Annotated in this window: 17 protein-coding genes; 7 read left to right on the top strand and 10 right to left on the bottom strand. The window is 59.6% G+C overall.

The annotated features are described in order from the left end of the window. Positions 1 to 95: 95 nt before the first annotated feature. Complete coding sequence (locus IB254_RS05115; RefSeq protein WP_192416656.1) at positions 96 to 713, bottom strand: energy transducer TonB; 618 nt, start codon at positions 711 to 713, stop codon at positions 96 to 98. A gap of 328 nt (positions 714 to 1,041) precedes the next feature. Between IB254_RS05115 and glpT the strand changes: the two genes are divergently transcribed. Beyond that, positions 1,042 to 2,391 carry a glycerol-3-phosphate transporter gene (gene glpT, locus IB254_RS05110; protein ID WP_008024279.1) on the top strand — a complete coding sequence of 450 codons (1,350 nt, stop codon included), beginning with the start codon at positions 1,042 to 1,044 and terminating at the stop codon, positions 2,389 to 2,391. Here the strand turns inward: glpT and IB254_RS05105 are convergent. The 6 genes from IB254_RS05105 to IB254_RS05080 all read right to left on the bottom strand — a co-directional run bounded on the left by IB254_RS05105 (position 2,367) and on the right by IB254_RS05080 (position 8,578). Next, entirely contained in the window at positions 2,367 to 3,035 is a 669-nt protein-coding gene (locus tag IB254_RS05105; protein WP_192227496.1) for a gamma-glutamylcyclotransferase, read from the bottom strand. The two genes, glpT and IB254_RS05105, sit on opposite strands and share 25 nt — an antisense overlap. Positions 3,036 to 3,335: 300 nt before the next feature. Beyond that, positions 3,336 to 4,304, bottom strand: coding sequence for a CDP-6-deoxy-delta-3,4-glucoseen reductase (locus IB254_RS05100; RefSeq protein WP_008040685.1), 969 nt, complete (start codon positions 4,302 to 4,304; stop codon positions 3,336 to 3,338). After that, the gene (gene ubiD, locus IB254_RS05095; protein WP_008024285.1) at positions 4,304 to 5,770 is read right to left on the bottom strand and encodes a 4-hydroxy-3-polyprenylbenzoate decarboxylase; all 1,467 of its coding nucleotides are present in this window, start codon (positions 5,768 to 5,770) and stop codon (positions 4,304 to 4,306) included. The genes IB254_RS05100 and ubiD overlap by 1 nt, the downstream gene beginning before the upstream one ends. A gap of 140 nt (positions 5,771 to 5,910) precedes the next feature. Then, positions 5,911 to 7,170, bottom strand: a complete 1,260-nt coding sequence (gene rho, locus IB254_RS05090; protein WP_007942421.1) for a transcription termination factor Rho — start codon at positions 7,168 to 7,170, stop codon at positions 5,911 to 5,913. 250 nt (positions 7,171 to 7,420) lie between these two features. After that, positions 7,421 to 7,750, bottom strand: coding sequence for a thioredoxin TrxA (gene trxA, locus IB254_RS05085; RefSeq protein WP_003206727.1), 330 nt, complete (start codon positions 7,748 to 7,750; stop codon positions 7,421 to 7,423). A gap of 120 nt (positions 7,751 to 7,870) precedes the next feature. Continuing rightward, the gene (locus IB254_RS05080; RefSeq protein ID WP_008040677.1) at positions 7,871 to 8,578 is read right to left on the bottom strand and encodes a FadR/GntR family transcriptional regulator; all 708 of its coding nucleotides are present in this window, start codon (positions 8,576 to 8,578) and stop codon (positions 7,871 to 7,873) included. A gap of 255 nt (positions 8,579 to 8,833) precedes the next feature. On the opposite strand from IB254_RS05080, the gene IB254_RS05075 reads away from it, so the two are divergent. From IB254_RS05075 to ppx, 5 genes are all read left to right on the top strand, one after another. After that, the gene (locus IB254_RS05075) at positions 8,834 to 9,619 is read left to right on the top strand and encodes a transporter substrate-binding domain-containing protein (protein WP_008024289.1); all 786 of its coding nucleotides are present in this window, start codon (positions 8,834 to 8,836) and stop codon (positions 9,617 to 9,619) included. 21 nt (positions 9,620 to 9,640) lie between these two features. Then, positions 9,641 to 10,309: an amino acid ABC transporter permease gene (locus tag IB254_RS05070; protein WP_192416655.1), complete on the top strand. Its 669-nt coding sequence runs from the start codon at positions 9,641 to 9,643 to the stop codon at positions 10,307 to 10,309. Then, on the top strand, positions 10,306 to 10,956 hold the full coding sequence (locus IB254_RS05065) for an amino acid ABC transporter permease (RefSeq protein ID WP_008024293.1): 651 nt from the start codon (positions 10,306 to 10,308) through the stop codon (positions 10,954 to 10,956). Before IB254_RS05070 ends, IB254_RS05065 begins: the two co-directional genes overlap by 4 nt. After that, entirely contained in the window at positions 10,943 to 11,680 is a 738-nt protein-coding gene (locus tag IB254_RS05060) for an amino acid ABC transporter ATP-binding protein (RefSeq protein ID WP_008040676.1), read from the top strand. Before IB254_RS05065 ends, IB254_RS05060 begins: the two co-directional genes overlap by 14 nt. A gap of 209 nt (positions 11,681 to 11,889) precedes the next feature. After that, on the top strand, positions 11,890 to 13,392 hold the full coding sequence (ppx, locus tag IB254_RS05055; protein ID WP_192416654.1) for an exopolyphosphatase: 1,503 nt from the start codon (positions 11,890 to 11,892) through the stop codon (positions 13,390 to 13,392). 256 nt (positions 13,393 to 13,648) lie between these two features. On the opposite strand, the gene ppk1 is transcribed toward ppx, so the two are convergent. Together ppk1 and hemB are read right to left on the bottom strand one after the other, a co-directional pair. Beyond that, on the bottom strand, positions 13,649 to 15,871 hold the full coding sequence (gene ppk1, locus IB254_RS05050) for a polyphosphate kinase 1 (protein WP_192416653.1): 2,223 nt from the start codon (positions 15,869 to 15,871) through the stop codon (positions 13,649 to 13,651). Between the two features lie 18 nt (positions 15,872 to 15,889). Next, positions 15,890 to 16,903: a porphobilinogen synthase gene (hemB, locus tag IB254_RS05045; RefSeq protein WP_010465043.1), complete on the bottom strand. Its 1,014-nt coding sequence runs from the start codon at positions 16,901 to 16,903 to the stop codon at positions 15,890 to 15,892. A gap of 208 nt (positions 16,904 to 17,111) precedes the next feature. Here hemB and IB254_RS05040 point away from each other — a divergent pair, with 208 nt between their 5' ends. Continuing rightward, positions 17,112 to 17,744: a DedA family protein gene (locus IB254_RS05040; protein ID WP_192416652.1), complete on the top strand. Its 633-nt coding sequence runs from the start codon at positions 17,112 to 17,114 to the stop codon at positions 17,742 to 17,744. Here the strand turns inward: IB254_RS05040 and IB254_RS05035 are convergent. Further along, on the bottom strand, positions 17,725 to 18,960 hold the full coding sequence (locus IB254_RS05035) for a sterol desaturase family protein (RefSeq protein ID WP_192416651.1): 1,236 nt from the start codon (positions 18,958 to 18,960) through the stop codon (positions 17,725 to 17,727). The genes IB254_RS05040 and IB254_RS05035 overlap by 20 nt on opposite strands. Positions 18,961 to 19,006 lie beyond the last annotated feature (46 nt).

The following is a 19,006-nucleotide window of genomic DNA, read 5'->3' as shown; positions in this document are numbered from 1 at the left end:
CGCAGCAGGATACAAAAAGGCCAGGACAACTGATGAGGTTGTTCTGGCCTTTTCGATTACATGACCAGCAGAAAGACAGCGCTCCATACTTTTCGTCAAAGCAACTCACGAATTTCCTCCGGAAGAAAATGCACGTACCGGGTCGCCTGATGTGTATTACAACGCCTCACAATAGAAGGCACGCTCTTGTTGAGCTTGGCGATGAGCGCCAGACGCTTCTCCTCTGGCAATTGCGTCGGCGAAAGGGAGTGGGTCAGATAGCTGCGGGTCCAGTTGAACACCGGCATGTCCACCCACGAGTAATCTTCAATCTGCAGTGCTGCCTTGGCGAGCTCACCGCAAGTCAACTGTTTCAATTCTTCGTTGGCATGGATGGGTATATCGCTGTCCAGCCTGAAAGACATTGGCACAACAACTTCGATCTCTGGCGGCCTGTCACTGGTGATACCCCATGATTTGAATCGCCACCGATTCACCGCTACGAGTGATGCGTCTACCAGTTCAGCGTGAGCTTTGCCCGGAGCCGCCATCACGTTGCTAACTGATCCATTGGCGTGAACGGTAAAACTGATCCGAACATCCCCCGTGATACCGGCCCGAGAAAGTGTTTTTGGGTACTTCGGCTTAGGATTGTCCCCAGGGATCAGGAGCATCGCCTCAGCGCTGACGCTGCTGGAAACCACAAATAAAAAAGCCCACACAAACCACCGCATAACCCCTCCCCTTCACCACTGAAAAGCCAAATCTGGCAACAGCACAAAGGGTAAGGCTCGGTAATTGTTTACATAACGCCATGACTTCCTGTTCAAGTGCAGGACATTTCCCAAAGCCCTGCCCTACGCCGGGCATCGCTGCGTCATAAAAGGTTGTGAGGTAACAATTCCCACAGCGCCCTTCACTTATACCTGAGCGACATGTTCGTAAAAGAACATGCAATCTCCAACATTTCCGCTGTTTGGTCGATGTGAACCAGTGCTATTTTCGGTAACGAAACTGTAACATTCGCATCCGCAGTCAAAACAAGAAATCTGGAGCTCTTGAATGTTTGCTTTCTTTCGTCCTGCCGCACATCAGGCTCCATTGCCTGAAGAAAAAATAGACAGCGCCTACCGACGGCATCGCTGGCAGATCTTCGCCGGCATATTCATCGGTTATGCGGGTTACTACCTGCTGCGCAAAAACTTCTCCCTGGCCATGCCCTATCTGATCGAAGAGGGCTATACCCGCGGTGAGCTGGGCCTGGCGTTGTCGGCGATTGCTATCGCCTACGGCTTGTCCAAGTTCCTGATGGGCATTGTTTCCGACCGTTCCAACCCACGCTTCTTCCTGCCGTTCGGCTTGCTGGTTTCGGCTGGCGTGATGTTCATTTTCGGTTTTGCGCCCTGGGCCACGTCCAGCGTGACCATCATGTTCATCCTGCTGTTTATCAATGGATGGGCGCAGGGCATGGGGTGGCCGCCGAGTGGCCGGACCATGGTCCACTGGTGGTCGCAGAAGGAACGCGGGGGCGTGGTGTCCTTGTGGAACGTGGCACACAACGTGGGCGGTGGTTTGATCGGCCCGCTGTTCCTGCTCGGCATGGGCCTGTTCAATGACTGGCACGCGGCGTTTTACGTGCCTGCGGCAGTGGCCATGGCCGTGGCGGTGTTTGCCTTCGCCACCATGCGCGACACGCCGCAATCGGTCGGCCTGCCGCCGATCGAGAAGTACAAGAACGACTACCCGGAAGGCTACGACGCCAGTCACGAAGAAGAATTCAGCGCCAAGGAAATCTTCGTCAAATACGTGCTGCGCAACAAAATGCTCTGGTACATCGCCATGGCTAACGTCTTTGTCTACCTGCTGCGTTACGGCGTGCTGGACTGGGCACCGACCTACCTCAAGGAAGCCAAAGGTTTCAGCGTGGATAAAACCTCGTGGGCCTATTTCCTTTACGAGTGGGCAGGTATTCCCGGGACGCTTCTGTGCGGCTGGATGTCGGACAAGATCTTCCGTGGCAACCGTGGCCTGACCGGCATGGTGTTCATGGCGTTGGTGACCGTGGCGACGCTGGTTTACTGGCTCAACCCGGCCGGCAACCCGACGGTCGACATGATCGCGCTGATCTCGATTGGTTTCCTGATCTACGGCCCGGTGATGCTGATCGGCTTGCAAGCGCTGGAACTGGCGCCGAAGAAAGCCGCCGGCACGGCAGCGGGCTTCACGGGCCTGTTCGGTTACCTGGGTGGTTCAGTCGCGGCCAGTGCAGCCATGGGCTACACCGTGGACCATTTCGGCTGGGACGGCGGTTTCGTCTTGCTGATCGGCGCGTGCCTGCTGGCAATGGCTTTCCTTGCGCCAACCTTGTGGCACAAGCAGGTCGCCAGTCAGACCCGCGAAGCCATCGCCTGATCGACCTTTGATTTGCAGCGCTTGAGCCGCGCCTCCAGATTCCGGTCTGGCATGGCGTGGCTACGCAGGGCGTTGGCGGTCTGCTCGACATAATCGCGAGTCGTGCCGTAACGCCCGCAAGCGTTTTCGAACACGTGGCTCAACACGTGATCCGGCAGGTTGCCGGCATAGCTGGGCAGGTGTCGCTCCAACACAAATCCCAACGCCTGAACCTGATTGCCATCTTCGAGACGGCAGTTCAACCAGTGTGGGCGATAAGAAGGGAATGGCATTTCGCGCTGCCACAAGGCGTACAGCGACGCTTCGAGTTGTTCTTCGGGCAAGCGATAAGCGAAGCCACTGCAAGAGCCGCCGCGATCCAGGCCAAATACCAGCCCCGGTACTTCCGGCGTGCCGCGATGTTCGTGGGACCACAGGTACAAACCGCGATGGTAGCCATGCACCCGGCCGCGAACCCGTTCAACCGCCGCGCACTCAGGGCGCCAGATCAGCGAGCCGTAAGCGAACAGCCAGACCGGCCCACCCTTGTGGCGCGCCATGGTCGACTGCATCGAGCTGAGCAATTGTTCGTGCGTCAGCTGCGGCCCCAGATCGAGCCGCGGAGGGTAAGCCAGATTCATAAAAGCAGATTCAATGGCGCTCATGGCGAATAGCGTTCAGCTCCCCGCGGGTGATGAATTACTTAATAGAACGCACCGCTGTAACAATAAGGCACATATGTTTTAAGGCAATTTAAGTGCCACGGCACAGTTCTTAATTAATTGCCTGGATGCGATATAACCTACCGGTATTTATATAAATCTATAAATACCGATCGGCTATATATGAAGTTATATGTAGGAGCGAGCCTGCTCGCGATGGAGGCAGGGACAACGCGTTCATGCTGCTGCAGCGCGTTATCGTTGACCGCCATCGCGAGCAGGCTCGCTCCTACAGGGTCGGCGTCATCCTCTGGGTGCGTACGCAAACACATCGGCACGCATCTGATGAGCATCCATCCCGGCGTTGACCAACGCGTCCAGTGTCCCGTAGACCATCGCCGGTGAGCCGCTGGCGTATACATGCAGCGCTTTCAGATCCGGAAAATCCTCGCACACCGCCTCATGCAACATCCCGCAGCGCCCCTTCCAGCCACATTGATCGCTGACGACTTTATGCAGGAACAGATTCGGCAGTTTCTGCCATTCGTCCCAATGCTCGATCTCATAAAAGTCTTCAGGGCGACGCACGCCCCAGTACAGGTGCACCGGATGCTTGAAACCCGACGCCCGGCAATGTTCGATCAGGCTATGGATCTGGCCCATGCCGGTGCCCGCAGCGATCAGCACCAGCGGACCGTCCGGCAACTCTGCCAGATGGGTATCGCCGAAGGGCATTTCGATCCGCACCATCGGATTGCGTTGCAGTTGCTCGATCAGGCTCAGCGCACTGCTTTCGCGCGCCAGTACGTGAATTTGCAGATCACGCCCCGCATGCGGTGCCGAGGCCAGGGAAAATGCGGATTTTTCGCCGTTCTCACGCTCGATCATCAAATACTGACCGGCGTGATAACGCGGTGGCTTGCCGGCAGGCGCGCGAAAACTCACGCGCCAGGTATCGCCGCCGACATCCTTGCACTCAATGACCTGACACGAGACGCTGCGCACCGGCAATTCTCCCAGCGCGAGCACGCCATCCCACAGCACGATGCAGTCTTCCAGCGGCTCTGCTATGCAAGTGTAGAACTCGCCATGGTCGCGCACACCACCGGCCTGCTCGACTCGTCCTTCCACCAGCAGCGCGGCGCACACATGGCAATTGCCGTTGCGACAGCTTTGCGGGCATTCATAGCCCAGGCGGCGTGCGCCATCGAGAATCCGCTCGCCGGGCAGTATCTCTAGCACTGCTCCGGAGGGCTGCAAAGTTACACGCATCAATCTATTCCTAACTGATTCCAGATGGCATCGATCCGTTGGGTGACGGCTTCATCCTTGACGATCACCCGGCCCCACTCGCGTGTGGTTTCGCCGGGCCATTTATGCGTGGCATCGAGCCCCATTTTCGAACCCAGGCCGGACACCGGCGAGGCGAAATCGAGGTAGTCGATCGGCGTGTTGTCGATCATCACCGTGTCGCGCTTGGGGTCCATGCGCGTGGTGATGGCCCAGATCACGTCGTTCCAGTCCCGTGCGTTGATATCGTCGTCAGTGACGATAACGAACTTGGTGTACATGAACTGTCGCAAAAACGACCAGACACCGAGCATTACCCGCTTGGCATGGCCGGGATACGACTTCTTCATGGTCACGATGGCCATGCGGTACGAGCAGCCTTCGGGCGGCAGGTAGAAGTCGGTGATTTCCGGGAACTGCTTCTGCAGGATCGGCACGAACACTTCGTTCAGCGCGACACCGAGAATCGCCGGCTCATCCGGCGGACGACCGGTGTAGGTGCTGTGGTAGATCGGTTTGATCCGGTGGGTAATGCGCTCGACGGTGAACACCGGGAAGCTGTCGACTTCGTTGTAGTAACCGGTGTGGTCGCCGTACGGACCTTCGTCGGCCATTTCGCCCGGATGGATCACGCCTTCAAGGATGATCTCGGCGGTGGCCGGCACTTGCAGGTCGTTGCCACGGCACTTCACCAGTTCGGTGCGATTTCCGCGCAGCAAACCGGCGAAAGCGTATTCGGAAAGGCTGTCCGGCACAGGCGTCACAGCGCCGAGGATGGTCGCCGGGTCAGCGCCGAGCGCCACGGACACCGGGAACGGCTGGCCCGGATGCTTCTCGCACCACTCACGGTAATCCAGCGCACCGCCACGGTGGCTGAGCCAACGCATGATGACCTTGTTGCGGCCGATCACTTGCTGACGGTAGATGCCGAGGTTCTGCCGGTCCTTGTTCGGGCCTTTGGTGACGGTCAGGCCCCAGGTGATCAGCGGGCCGACGTCGCCCGGCCAGCAGGTCTGCACCGGGAGCATCGCGAGGTCGACGTCGTCGCCCTCGATGACCACTTCCTGGCACACCGCGTCTTTGACGACTTTGGGTGCCATGGCGATGATCTTGCGGAAGATCGGCAGCTTCGACCAGGCGTCCTTCAAGCCTTTCGGCGGCTCGGGTTCCTTGAGGAACGCCAGCAGCTTGCCGATCTCGCGCAGTTCGCTCACCGCTTCTGCGCCCATGCCCAGCGCAACACGCTCGGGGGTACCGAACAGATTGCCGAGGACGGGAATGTCATAGCCCGTCGGGTTCTCGAAAAGCAGGGCCGGACCTTTGGCACGCAAGGTGCGGTCACAGACCTCGGTCATTTCGAGCACCGGGGACACCGGAACCTGGATGCGCTTGAGTTCGCCGCGCTGTTCCAGACCGCTGATAAAGTCGCGCAAGTCGCGATACTGCATGCGTGAGCCTCGTGTTGGCCGTGGCGTTCGGGGGCTGGCAGTTTAGCGCCGAACCCCTCTGTTCAGAACAACGAAGTGCCGTTCATCAAAAATCAGATAGCAAAAAGCCGGGTTTCCCCGGCTTTTGCTGGTCTATCGACTTACTTGCGTTTCATCGACAGGAAGAACTCATCGTTGGTCTTGGTCGTTTTCAGCTTGTCGACCAGGAACTCGATGGCAGCGATCTCGTCCATCGGGTGCAGCAACTTGCGCAGGATCCACATGCGCTGCAACTCGTCGTCGGCTGTCAGCAACTCTTCGCGGCGGGTGCCGGAACGGTTGATGTTGATGGCCGGGAAGACGCGTTTTTCAGCGATACGGCGATCCAGCGGCAGTTCCATGTTGCCCGTGCCTTTGAATTCTTCGTAGATCACTTCGTCCATCTTCGAGCCGGTTTCAACCAGCGCGGTGGCGATGATGGTCAGCGAACCGCCTTCTTCGATGTTCCGCGCGGCGCCGAAGAAACGTTTCGGTTTCTCCAGGGCGTGAGCATCGACACCACCGGTGAGCACTTTGCCGGAGCTCGGGATCACGGTGTTGTAGGCGCGAGCCAGACGGGTGATGGAGTCGAGCAGGATCACCACGTCTTTTTTGTGTTCGACCAGGCGCTTGGCCTTCTCGATCACCATTTCGGCAACCTGCACGTGGCGGGTTGGCGGCTCGTCGAACGTCGAGGCAACCACTTCGCCGCGCACGGTGCGCTGCATTTCGGTTACTTCTTCCGGACGTTCGTCGATCAGCAATACGATCAGATGAACTTCAGGGTTGTTACGTGCGATGTTCGCCGCGATGTTCTGCAGCATGATCGTTTTACCGGCTTTCGGCGGTGCAACGATCAGACCGCGCTGGCCTTTACCGATCGGGGCGCACAGGTCGATGACACGACCGGTCAAGTCTTCGGTGGAACCGTTGCCGGCTTCCATCTTCATGCGCACAGTCGGGAACAGCGGGGTCAGGTTCTCGAAGAGAATCTTGTTTTTCGCGTTCTCGGGACGATCGTAGTTGATCGTGTCGACCTTGAGCAGCGCGAAATAACGCTCGCCTTCCTTCGGAGGGCGGATCTTGCCAACGATGGTGTCACCGGTGCGCAAGTTGAAACGGCGGATCTGGCTCGGCGAGACGTAGATATCGTCCGGGCCGGCGAGATAGGAAGCGTCAGCGGAGCGCAGGAAGCCGAAGCCGTCCTGGAGAATCTCCAGCACGCCATCACCGGAGATTTCCTCGCCGCTTTTAGCGTGCTTCTTGAGCAGGGAGAAAATCACGTCCTGCTTGCGCGAACGGGCCATATTTTCTATGCCCATCTGTTCGGCCAATTCGAGCAGTTCGGTAATCGGCTTTTGCTTGAGTTCAGTCAGATTCATATAGGAATGACGTAATCATTTATGGAGGGGGGGAAATTAAGCTTTTGGCTTAATGAGGCCGCGCCGCGGAGAAGGCGACAGGATCGCGTACTTATTCGAAAAGGAGTGCGTCGGCGACGGCTAGCAGGGGGCAGTGGAGAAACCAGTGCGGGGCCGAATGTAACACCTGAGTTTCGGAGCGTCTAGCCCTCAATAACGAAAAAGCCCCGCAATATGCGGGGCCTTTTTTCGGACACTTTACAAACGACGCTTAGATGTTGGCGTCGAGGAAAGCAGCCAGTTGCGACTTCGACAGTGCGCCGACCTTGGTCGCTTCAACGTTGCCGTTCTTGAACAGCATCAGGGTCGGGATACCACGCACGCCATGCTTGGCCGGGGTTTCCTGGTTTTCGTCGATGTTCAGTTTGGCAACGGTCAGCTTGCCTTTGTAGGTTTCAGCAATCTCGTCCAGAACAGGAGCGATCATTTTGCAAGGGCCGCACCACTCAGCCCAGTAGTCGACCAGTACAGCGCCTTCGGCCTTGAGTACGTCGGCCTCGAAGCTAGCGTCGCTAACGTGTTTGATAAGATCGCTGCTCATGGAAGTCTCCAGGTTGTAAGCAAAAAAACGTGGCCCATCATAGCCGCCCTTCCCTCGTTCAGGAAGGTGCAGATGATTGAGTCTCACTATGGTGGTGCATGAGTTTGGGTATAGCTCAAGTCAGGATGTGGCGGGAGCGACGAAGGCAATTCCGGTGCGCAGGGCAGCGTTGCGCACATGTTCGTGCATGGCCTTCTGCGCCGCGCCGGACGAACGCCGGGCCAGTGCACGAAGGATTTTGCGGTGCTCGTGCCAGGTTTCCATGGCCCGTTCGGCCCGGATGAACGGTAGCTTCTGGCTCTCCAGGAAAATGTCCGCGCTGGCCGTCAGGATGCTCAGCATCGCCTGATTACCGCTGGCCAGCAGGATGCGCCGGTGAAACTCGAAGTCCAGGCGCGCCGCCGCCTCGAAGTCACCAACCTTCAATTCAGTGCGCATCGCGGCGACGTTGTCCTCCAAAGCATCGAGTTCATCGGTGCTCAACGTCACGGCGGCCAGCCCGGCGGCAAAACCTTCCAGGGCATAGCGCAACTGGAAGATATCCAGCGGCGACGCCTGTGCCGCGAACGGCCAGCTCAGCGCCGCATCTTGGCGAGGCAAGTCCACCGGCGCCTGCACGAAAACGCCTTTGCCCGGCTGAATGCTGATCACGCCCAAGGCACTCAGCGACGACAACGCTTCGCGCAACGATGCCCGACTGACCCCCAATTGCACCGCCAGATCCCGCTGCGAAGGCAAGGCATCCCCCGGCCCGAAACCTTGTTCGGCGATCAGTTTGCGGATGGCTTGCAGCGCCACTTCAGGTACAGCTCGGGAGATCGAATTCATGGTTTTCGGACGAACCAGGCGAATGAGCGGCTAGTTTTAAAGCTATTCGCGGCGCCCGGCAAGTCGTGCCCCACCGGGGTTCGGTAATGGCCGACGATGCGCTATCAGAGTGCGAAACACGGACTGACTGTTCAGACCAGTAAGACCGAACAACACCAGTAAAACCGTGGCTTGGCACGGCAAAAACCCAATGTTGGCATGGCCCGTGCTCTGTCGATCCGCAGAAATCATTCCTCGCCGATCCGGAGATTTGCCATGACCCTGCGTTACAGCGCCCTCCTCGCCTCCCTGTTCGCCAGCCTGCTGCTGAGCCAGGTTCCCGCCCACGCCGACGGTCTGGAGGATGTGGTCAAACGCGGCGTCCTCAAGGTTGCCGTGCCTCAGGACTTCCCGCCATTCGGCTCGGTCGGCCCGGACATGAAACCCCGCGGCCTCGATATCGACACCGCCAAACTGCTGGCCGACCAACTCAAGGTCAAGCTTGAACTGACGCCGGTCAACAGCACCAACCGCATCCCGTTCCTGACCACCGGCAAGGTCGACCTGGTGATCTCCAGCCTCGGCAAGAACCCCGAGCGCGAGAAAGTCATCGACTTCTCCAGCGCCTACGCGCCGTTCTACCTCGCGGTATTCGGCCCGCCGGATGCCGCCATCAAAGGCCTGGACGACCTCAAGGGCAAAACCATCAGCGTCACCCGTGGCGCCATCGAAGACATCGAACTGACCAAAGTCGCCCCCGAAGGCGTCACCATCAAGCGCTTCGAAGACAACAACTCGACCATCGCCGCCTACCTCGCCGGACAGGTTGACCTGATCGCCAGCGGTAACGTGGTGATGGTCGCGATCAGCGAGAAAAGCCCGAAACGCGTGCCCGCGCTGAAAGTGAAGCTCAAGGATTCGCCGGTCTATGTCGGCGTAAACAAGAACGAGCCGGCGTTGCTGGGCAAGGTCAACCAGATCCTCGCCACCGCCAAGACTGACGGCGCACTGGAAAAAAACTCACAGACCTGGCTGAAAGAGCCGCTGCCGGCCGATCTCTGATCGTCGCTCGGGAGATTTGATATGGCCTATCAGTTCGACTTTCTGCCGGTGGTTCAAAACACCGACCTGCTCGTGCGCGGTGCGCTGTTCACCCTGGAGCTGACGGCCATCGGCGCGGTGCTCGGCGTCGGTCTGGGCATTGTCGGCGCGCTGGTGCGGGCGTGGAATATCCGCCCGTTCTCGGCGATCTTCGGGGTTTACGTCGAGTTGATCCGCAACACGCCGTTTCTGGTGCAGTTGTTTTTCATCTTCTTCGGTTTGCCATCGCTGGGCGTGCAGATTTCCGAATGGCAGGCGGCGGTGCTGGCGATGGTGATCAACCTCGGCGCTTATTCGACCGAGATCATCCGCGCCGGTATTCAAGCGATCCCTCGCGGGCAACTGGAAGCCGCAGCGGCGTTGGCGATGACCCGGTTCGAAGCCTTCCGCCATGTGGTCCTGCTGCCAGCGCTGGGCAAGGTGTGGCCGGCGCTGAGCAGCCAGATCATCATCGTGATGCTCGGCTCGGCGGTCTGTTCGCAGATCGCCACCGAAGAGCTGAGCTTTGCCGCCAACTTCATTCAGTCGCGCAACTTCCGCGCTTTTGAAACCTACGCTCTGACCACGCTGCTTTATCTGTGCATGGCTTTATTGATCCGTCAGTTGCTGAACTGGATCGGTCGTCGATACATAGTCAGGAGCAGCCAATGAGCGATTTCACCTTCTGGGACATCGTGCGCAACTTGCTCACAGGCCTGCAATGGACGCTCGCGCTGTCGCTGGTGGCGTTTATCGGCGGCGGGTTGATCGGCTTGCTGATCATGGTCATGCGCATTTCGAAAAATGCCCTGCCGCGCAACGTTGCACGCACCTACATCGAGCTGTTCCAGGGCACGCCGCTGCTGATGCAGCTGTTCCTGGTGTTTTTCGGGGTGGCGCTGGCCGGGGTGGAAATCTCGGCGTGGATGGCGGCGGCGATTGCCCTGACCCTGTTTACCAGCGCTTACCTGGCGGAGATCTGGCGCGGTTGCGTGGATTCGATTCCCAACGGTCAGTGGGAAGCTTCGTCGAGCCTGGCGCTCAACCCGCTGGAGCAACTGCGCTACGTGATCCTGCCGCAAGCGTTGCGCATCGCCGTGGCGCCGACCGTGGGTTTCTCGGTGCAAGTGGTCAAAGGCACCGCCGTGACCTCGATCATCGGCTTCACCGAACTGACCAAGACCGGCGGCATGCTCGCCAACGCGACGTTCGAACCGTTCATGGTCTACGGCCTCGTCGCCCTCGGCTACTTCCTGCTCTGCTACCCCTTGTCCCTCAGTGCGCGCTACCTGGAAAGGAGACTGCATGCCTCTGCTTAGAATTTCCGCCCTGCATAAATATTACGGCGACCACCATGTACTCAAAGGCATCGACCTCAGCGTCGAGGAGGGCCAGGTGGTGGCGATCATCGGTCGCAGCGGCTCGGGCAAATCGACCTTGTTGCGCACGCTGAACGGCCTGGAGTCGATCAACGACGGCGTGATCGAAGTCGACGGCGAATACCTCGATGCCGCGCGCGCCGATTTGCGCAGCCTGCGGCAGAAAGTCGGGATGGTGTTTCAGCAGTTCAACCTGTTCCCGCACCTGACGGTGGGCGAAAACGTGATGCTCGCGCCGCAAGTGGTGCAAAAAGTGCCCAAGGCCAGAGCGGTAGAGTTGGCGCGGGAGATGCTGGAACGGGTCGGGTTGGGCGAGAAGTTTGATGCGTTCCCGGATCGGCTGTCCGGCGGGCAGCAGCAGCGCGTGGCGATTGCCCGGGCGCTGGCGATGTCGCCGAAGGTATTGCTGTGCGACGAGATTACTTCGGCGCTGGACCCGGAACTGGTCAATGAGGTGCTGAGCGTGGTTCGGCAACTGGCCAAGGAAGGCATGACGCTGATCATGGTCACCCATGAAATGCGCTTTGCCCGGGAGGTTGGGGATAAGTTGGTGTTCATGCATCAGGGGAAGGTGCATGAGGTGGGGGATCCGAAGATTCTGTTCGCGAATCCGCAGACGGCGGAGTTGGCGAATTTTATCGGGACGGTCGAAGCGACAGCCTGAAAGAACCTGAGTGTCTTTAATGCCCTCATCGCTAGCAGGCTAGCTCCCACAGGGGTACGCATTCCAATGTGGGAGCTAGCCCTGCTAGCGATTGACCGCGCAGCGTTCACCAACTTTCCTGCACTGGATCAAGGCTTTGAACGCTACGCGTTGGCGTCAGCGTTTGATCGTGGCACGATGTCGAGGTTATCGACCGAGACCCCCTGACCATGCCGCAATCCCAAGCCAAGAATCTGTCCCTGATCGCCGCAATCGACCTGGGCTCCAACAGCTTTCACATGGTCGTGGCCAAGGCCCAGAACGGCGAAATCCGTATTCTCGAGCGTCTCGGGGAGAAGGTTCAGCTGGCCGCCGGCATCGACGAAGAGCGCCACCTCAACGAAGAATCCATGCAGCGCGGGCTCGATTGCCTGAAGCGTTTTGCCCAACTGATCAGCGGTATGCCGCCCGGCGCCGTGCGAATCGTGGGCACCAACGCCTTGCGCGAAGCTCGTAACCGCGTCGAATTCATCCGCCGCGCCGAAGAAATTCTCGGCCACCCGGTGGAAGTCATCTCCGGTCGTGAAGAAGCGCGCCTGATCTACCTCGGCGTGTCGCACACCCTCGCCGATACGCCGGGCAAACGCCTGGTGGCCGACATTGGCGGCGGCAGTACCGAATTCATCATCGGCCAGCGCTTCGAGCCGCTGCTGCGCGAAAGCCTGCAAATGGGCTGCGTCAGCTACACCCAGCGTTATTTCAAGGACGGCAAGATCACCCCGGCCCGCTACGCCCAGGCGTACACGGCGGCGCGGCTGGAGATCATGAGCATCGAACACGCCCTGCATCGCCTGACCTGGGATGAAGCCATCGGCTCCTCGGGCACCATCCGCGCCATCGGCCTGGCGCTGAAAGCGGGCGGTCACGGCACGGGCGAGGTCAACGCCCAAGGGCTGGCCTGGCTCAAGCGCAAACTGATCAAACTCGGCGACGTCGAGAAAATCGATTTCGAGGGCATCAAGCCTGACCGCCGGGCGATTTTTCCGGCGGGCCTGGCAATTCTCGAAGCGATCTTCGATGCCCTCGAACTGCAACGCATGGACCACTGTGAAGGTGCTCTGCGCGAAGGCGTGCTCTATGACCTGTTGGGCCGTCACCATCATGAAGACGTCCGTGAGCGCACGCTCAGCTCACTGATGGAGCGTTACCACGTCGATCTGGAACAAGCGGCACGGGTCGAGCGCAAAGCACTGCATGCGTTCGATCAGGTGGCGGTCGATTGGGAATTGGACGACGGCGTCTGGCGCGAACTGCTCGGCTGGGCTGCCAAGGTCCATGAAGTGGGCCTGGACATCGCTCACTATCAGTATCACAAGCACGGCTCGTACCTGATCGAGCACTCGGACCTCGCCGGGTTCTCCCGCGAAGACCAACTGATGCTCGCGCTACTGGTGCGTGGCCACCGCCGCAATATTCCCCGGGACCGGTTTGCCGATTTCGGCGACGAAGGCATCAAGCTGATTCGCCTGTGCGTGCTGCTGCGCTTTGCGATCCTGTTCCATCACATCCGCGGCACCCAGGAAATGCCTCAGGTGGCGCTGCACGCCAAAGGCGACAGCCTGGAGGTGTTGTTCCCGGAAAACTGGCTGGACGACAACCAGCTGACCCAGGCTGACTTTGCGCTGGAAGCTGAATGGCTGACGCGTGTGGGTTTCGTGCTCAACGTCCGGTAAACCACCGTCCTGTAGGAGCTGGCTTGCCGGCGATAGGGTCTCAACCCTGCGGTGATTGAAAGGACGCCATCGCTGGCAAGCCAGCTCCCACAGTGGCGGGGACGTCTGGAGGAACACGATCCTGTAGGAGCCAGCTTGCTGGCGATGGCGATTTCAAGGGCGCCATCGCCGGCAAGCCGCCTCCTACAGGGAATGGTGGTAGTACAAACAAAAATGGCGATCCGCAGGGATCGCCATTTTTTATGCCGCGTGAAGGTTAACGCACCGCCAGAATCGGGCTGCCCAACCGTTCCAGCAATGTGGCCTGGGCACTGCGCGGGTTCTGGTTGCCGGTCGGCGTGTTGCGGATGTAACGACCGTCCGCCTGCAGGCTCCAGCTGTGAGTGTTATCGGTGAGATAAAGCTCCAGCTCTTTCTTGACCCGCATGATCAGCTTCTTGCCTTCCACCGGGAAGCAAGTCTCGACGCGCTTGTCGAGGTTGCGCTCCATCCAGTCGGCACTGGAGAGGAACATCTGCTCTTCACCGCCATTGAGGAAGTAGAAGACCCGGGTGTGTTCCAGGAAGCGGCCGATGATCGAGCGCACGTGGATGTTGTGCGAAACCCCGGCGATGCCCGGACGCAGGCAGCACATGCCGCGCACCACCAGATCGATGCGCACGCCGGACTGGCTGGCCTTGTACAGCGCGCGGATGATCTTCGGATCGGTCAGCGAGTTGAACTTGGCGATGATGTGCGCCGGTTTGCCATCGAGGGCGAACTGCGTCTCCCGGGCAATCATGTCGAGCATGCCCTTCTTCAGGGTGAACGGCGCGTGCAACAGCTTCTTCATGCGCAAGGTTTTACCCATGCCGATCAGCTGGCTGAACAATTTGCCGACGTCTTCGCACAGGGCGTCGTCGGAGGTCAGCAGGCTGTAGTCGGTGTACAGACGGGCGTTGGCCGCGTGATAGTTGCCGGTACCCAAGTGGGCGTAACGCACAATCTCGCCAGCCTCGCGACGCAGGATCAGCATCATCTTGGCGTGGGTCTTGAAGCCGACCACGCCGTAGATCACCACCGCACCGGCCGCTTGCAGACGGCTGGCCAGTTGCAGGTTGGACTCTTCGTCGAACCGCGCGCGCAATTCGATCACCGCGGTGACTTCCTTGCCGTTACGCGCCGCATCCACCAGCGCATCGACGATTTCCGAGTTGGCGCCGGAGCGGTACAGCGTCTGACGCACCGCCAATACGTGTGGATCCTTCGCCGCCTGACGCAGCAAATCGACCACAGGCGTAAACGACTCGAACGGGTGCAGCAGCAGAATGTCCTGCTTGCTGATCACGCTGAAAATGTTCTCGCTGTTCTGCAGCAGTTTCGGGATCTGCGGCGTGAACGGCAGGTATTGCAGCTCGCGCTGACTGTCCAGGCCGGTGATGCTGAACAGGCGGGTCAGGTTGACCGGACCGTTGACCTGATACAGCTCGGTTTCGTGCAGGTTGAACTGCTTGAGCAGGTAGTCGGACAGATGTTTCGGGCAGGTGTCGGCCACTTCCAGACGCACCGCGTCACCGTAGCGACGGGAGAACAGCTCGCCGCGCAGGGCGCGGGCCAGGTCTTCCACGTCTTCGGTGTCGACGGCAAGGTCGGCGTTTCGGGTCAGGCGGAACTGGTAGCAGCCCTTGACCTTCATGCCCTGGAACAAGTCATCGGCGTGCGCGTGGATCATCGACGACAGGAAGACATAGTTGTCGCCAGGGCCACCGACTTCTTCCGGCACCTTGATCACTCGCGGCAGCAGACGCGGGGCCGGGATGATCGCCAGACCGGAATCGCGACCGAAGGCGTCGATGCCTTCGAGCTCGACGATGAAGTTCAGGCTCTTGTTCACCAGCAACGGGAACGGGTGCGTCGGGTCGAGGCCGATCGGGGTGATGATCGGCGCGATCTCGTCGCGGAAATAACGGCGGACCCAGGTTTTGAGTTTGGTGGTCCAGTAACGGCGACGGATGAAGCGGACCTGATGCTTTTCCAGTTCCGGCAACAGAATGTCGTTGAGGATGGCGTACTGGCGGTCGACGTAACCGTGCACCAGCTCACTGATCCGGGCCAGTGCCTGGTGCGGTTGCAGACCATCGGCGCCAGCCTGTTCGCGGGCGAAGGTGATCTGCTTCTTGAGGCCGGCCACACGAATTTCGAAGAACTCATCCAGGTTGCTGGAGAAAATCAGCAGGAACTTCAGCCGTTCCAGCAACGGATAGGACTCGTCCAGCGCCTGCTCCAGCACACGGATGTTGAACTGCAGTTGCGAGAGCTCGCGATGGATGTACAGGCTGCTGTCATCCAGGCCCGGAATGACAATCGCTGGCGCCGCCGGCGCGGTTTCGACCACCACTGCGGGCGGAGCAGGCTCCAGCTCCGGCGGGGTTTCGGCGATCTGCTCCACTACAGGTTGAGCCTCTTGTACTGCAACTTCAGTGAGTCCTTCGGTATTCATCGAATGTTCCTGGGAGGGCTATTTTTGCTCTCGTAACAATTGAGCAGCACGAACGGCAAAGTAAGTCAGGATGCCATCAGCGCCTGCACGTTTAAAAGCGGTCAGGGATTCGAGGATAACCCCTTCGCTCAACCAGCCATTCTGGATCGCCGCCATGTGCATGGCGTATTCACCGCTGACCTGATAAACAAAAGTCGGCACTTTGAATTCTTCTTTGACCCGGTAAAGGATATCCAGATATGGCATGCCTGGCTTGACCATGACCATGTCTGCGCCTTCTGACAAGTCCGCCGCCACTTCGTGCAGGGCTTCGTTGCTGTTGGCCGGGTCCATCTGATAGGAGGCCTTGTTGGCTTTGCCCAGGTTCAGCGCCGAACCCACCGCATCGCGGAACGGGCCGTAATAGGCGCTGGCGTACTTCGCCGAATAGGCCATGATCCGCACGTTGACGTGATCGGCCAGCTCGAGGGCTTCGCGGATCGCCTGAATGCGACCGTCCATCATGTCCGACGGGGCCACCACTTGAGCACCGGCTTCGGCGTGGGACAGGGCCTGCTTGACCAGTGCGTCGACGGTAATGTCGTTCTGCACATAGCCTTCTTCGTCGAGGATACCGTCCTGACCGTGGGTGGTGAACGGGTCCAGCGCGACGTCGGTGATCACACCCAGTTCAGGGAACTGCGCACGCAGGGCGCGAGTGGCGCGCTGGGCAATGCCGTTCGGGTTCCACGCTTCGGCGGCGTCCAGCGACTTGAGTTCCGGTGGCGTGACCGGGAACAGCGCTACGGCTGGAATCCCCAGTTCGACCCACTTGGCCGCTTCTTCCAGCAACAGGTCGATGGTCAGGCGTTCAACGCCGGGCATCGAGGCCACCGCTTCGCGACGGTTTTCACCGTCCAGCACAAACACCGGCAGGATCAGGTCATCGACAGTCAGGACGTTTTCACGAACCAGTCGACGCGAGAAATCATCACGGCGGTTACGGCGCAGGCGGGTGGCTGGAAACAAGCGATTGGCGGGGGTAAAACTCACGGCAGACTCCTGAGCCCGCGCTGGCGGGCGAGCGTGACAGTTATAAGCGGCCATTATGACCGTGGTATTACAGTTGTGTGCACCCCCGCGACACGTAGTCGCATTCCATTGTCCTTGTAGGAAATGTTCACGTCGAGACACATTTGGACACTTTCATGAATGTGCACGAAGGGTTAGGCTGCGCGTTCATTTCGCCAGCACCCAGACAATGCTCCAACAATTTCTGCATGACTTCGGCTACTTTGCCCTTTTTCTCGGCACGTTCTTCGAAGGCGAAACCATCCTGGTGCTCGCAGGCTTCCTCGCGTTCCGTGGATACATGGACATCAATATCGTGGTGGTCGTGGCGTTTTTCGGCAGTTATGCCGGCGACCAGCTGTGGTACTTCCTGGGACGCAAGCACGGCCGCAAGTTGCTGGCGCGCAAGCCTCGCTGGCAGATGATGGGCGACCGGGCACTGGAACACATTCGCAGGCACCCGGACATCTGGGTGCTGAGCTTCCGTTTTGTCTACGGGTTGCGCACGGTGATGCCGGTGGCGATCGGCCTGTCGGGTTATCCGCCGGGACGTTACTTGTTGCTGAACGGGATCGGCGCCGCGATCTGGGCGGCCGCACTGGCGGCGGCGGCCTATCACTTCGGCGCGGTGCTCGAAGGCATGCTGGGCAGCGTCAAGAAGTATGAGCTGTGGGTGCTCGGCGCCCTGCTGGTGCTGGGCTTCGGCCTGTGGCTGCGTCGCCGCTTCAAGAATGCGCGCCTGGCCAAGCAGGTCTATGCCGAAGAGCAGGCCTTGAAAGCCGAACAGGCCAAGGCCGCCGAGGTCAAGACGCCAAGCGAGTGAAGCGGTTTCTGCAACAGTAGAGACCGATTCCGCTGAGCAGGCTGTAACTCAGCAAGCCAACCCAGCCCACCGCGCTGGCCGGCCACAGCCCGAGCAGCGGCGCCAGCCACACCAGCGGCACGTTCGACGCCAGCCGCAGCAGCTCCAGCTTCAACGCCCACGGGCGATTCTCCAGGGCCACGCCCAAGGTAAACAACCCCAGCGCCACGGCGCTCCAGCCGAGCACCAGCGCAGCGGTCGGCAGGTGCGGCTCGAAGTTCATCAAGTAACTGCCCAGCGCGACGTAGACGCAGAACTGCAACAGCACATAAATCTGCTGACGCCCGTCCAGCGGCACTTCGAATTTGCGGAACTGGCTCAAGTCCGGTTTGCTCATCGGGTACTTCGCCGCCACGTCCGCTGGCCGCCAACCGGTGCGCATGAACCAGATCCGCAGCTTGTCCCACGTGCTTTCAGCCCGTCGCGCGTCATCCCACAGCTGCGCGTAAAACTGCACGTTCGCCCACAACGGATTCCAGCTCGCCAACGGCGTGGTCACGCCGAAAATCACCGGTTCGTTGTCGTCTTCTTCCTGGAACGAGCCAAACAGGCGGTCCCAGATAATGAACACCCCGCCGTAATTGCGATCCATGTAGAGAGCGTTCTGTGCATGGTGGGCCCGATGGTTGGATGGCGTGACGAAAAACCACTCGAACCACCCGAGCTTGGGAATGTGCCGGGTGTGCACCCAGAATTGATACAGCAGGTTCAGCGCGGCGACGCTGACAAACACCAGCAGCGGCACGCCGAGTACCGCCATCGGCAGGTAGAAAATCCAGCTCAACAGGAAACCGGTACTGGTCTGGCGCAACGCCGTGGAGAGGTTGTAGTCCTCGCTCTGGTGATGCACCGAATGTGCGGCCCAGAGGATGTTGCGTTCGTGGCCCATGCGATGCAGCCAGTAGTAGCAGAAGTCGTAGAGAACGAAGGCGAACACCCAGACCCAGACGCTGTCGGCAGAGAGTTCGAACAGCGCCAGATGCTTGAGCGCAAAGGCATAGGTCACCAGCCCCACGCCCTTGGTCAACAGGCCAGTGGTGGTCGACAGCACGCCGGTGCTGATGCTGTTGATCGCGTCGGCCACCCGATAGTTGCTGACCCCGCGCCAACGGTCGGCCAGCAGCTCGACGGCAATCAGCACAAAGAAGAACGGCACCGCATACAGAATGAAGTCCATGACGCGCCCTGATCGGAATCTTGAGGACAGATGCTAGGTGTAGCCG

The sequence above is a fragment of the Pseudomonas sp. PDM03 genome (genome assembly GCF_014852385.1).
GTDB lineage: Bacteria > Pseudomonadota > Gammaproteobacteria > Pseudomonadales > Pseudomonadaceae > Aquipseudomonas > Aquipseudomonas migulae.
The sequence above is the reverse complement of the archived record's forward strand: the minus strand, read 5'-3'. Positions and strand labels throughout refer to the sequence as shown.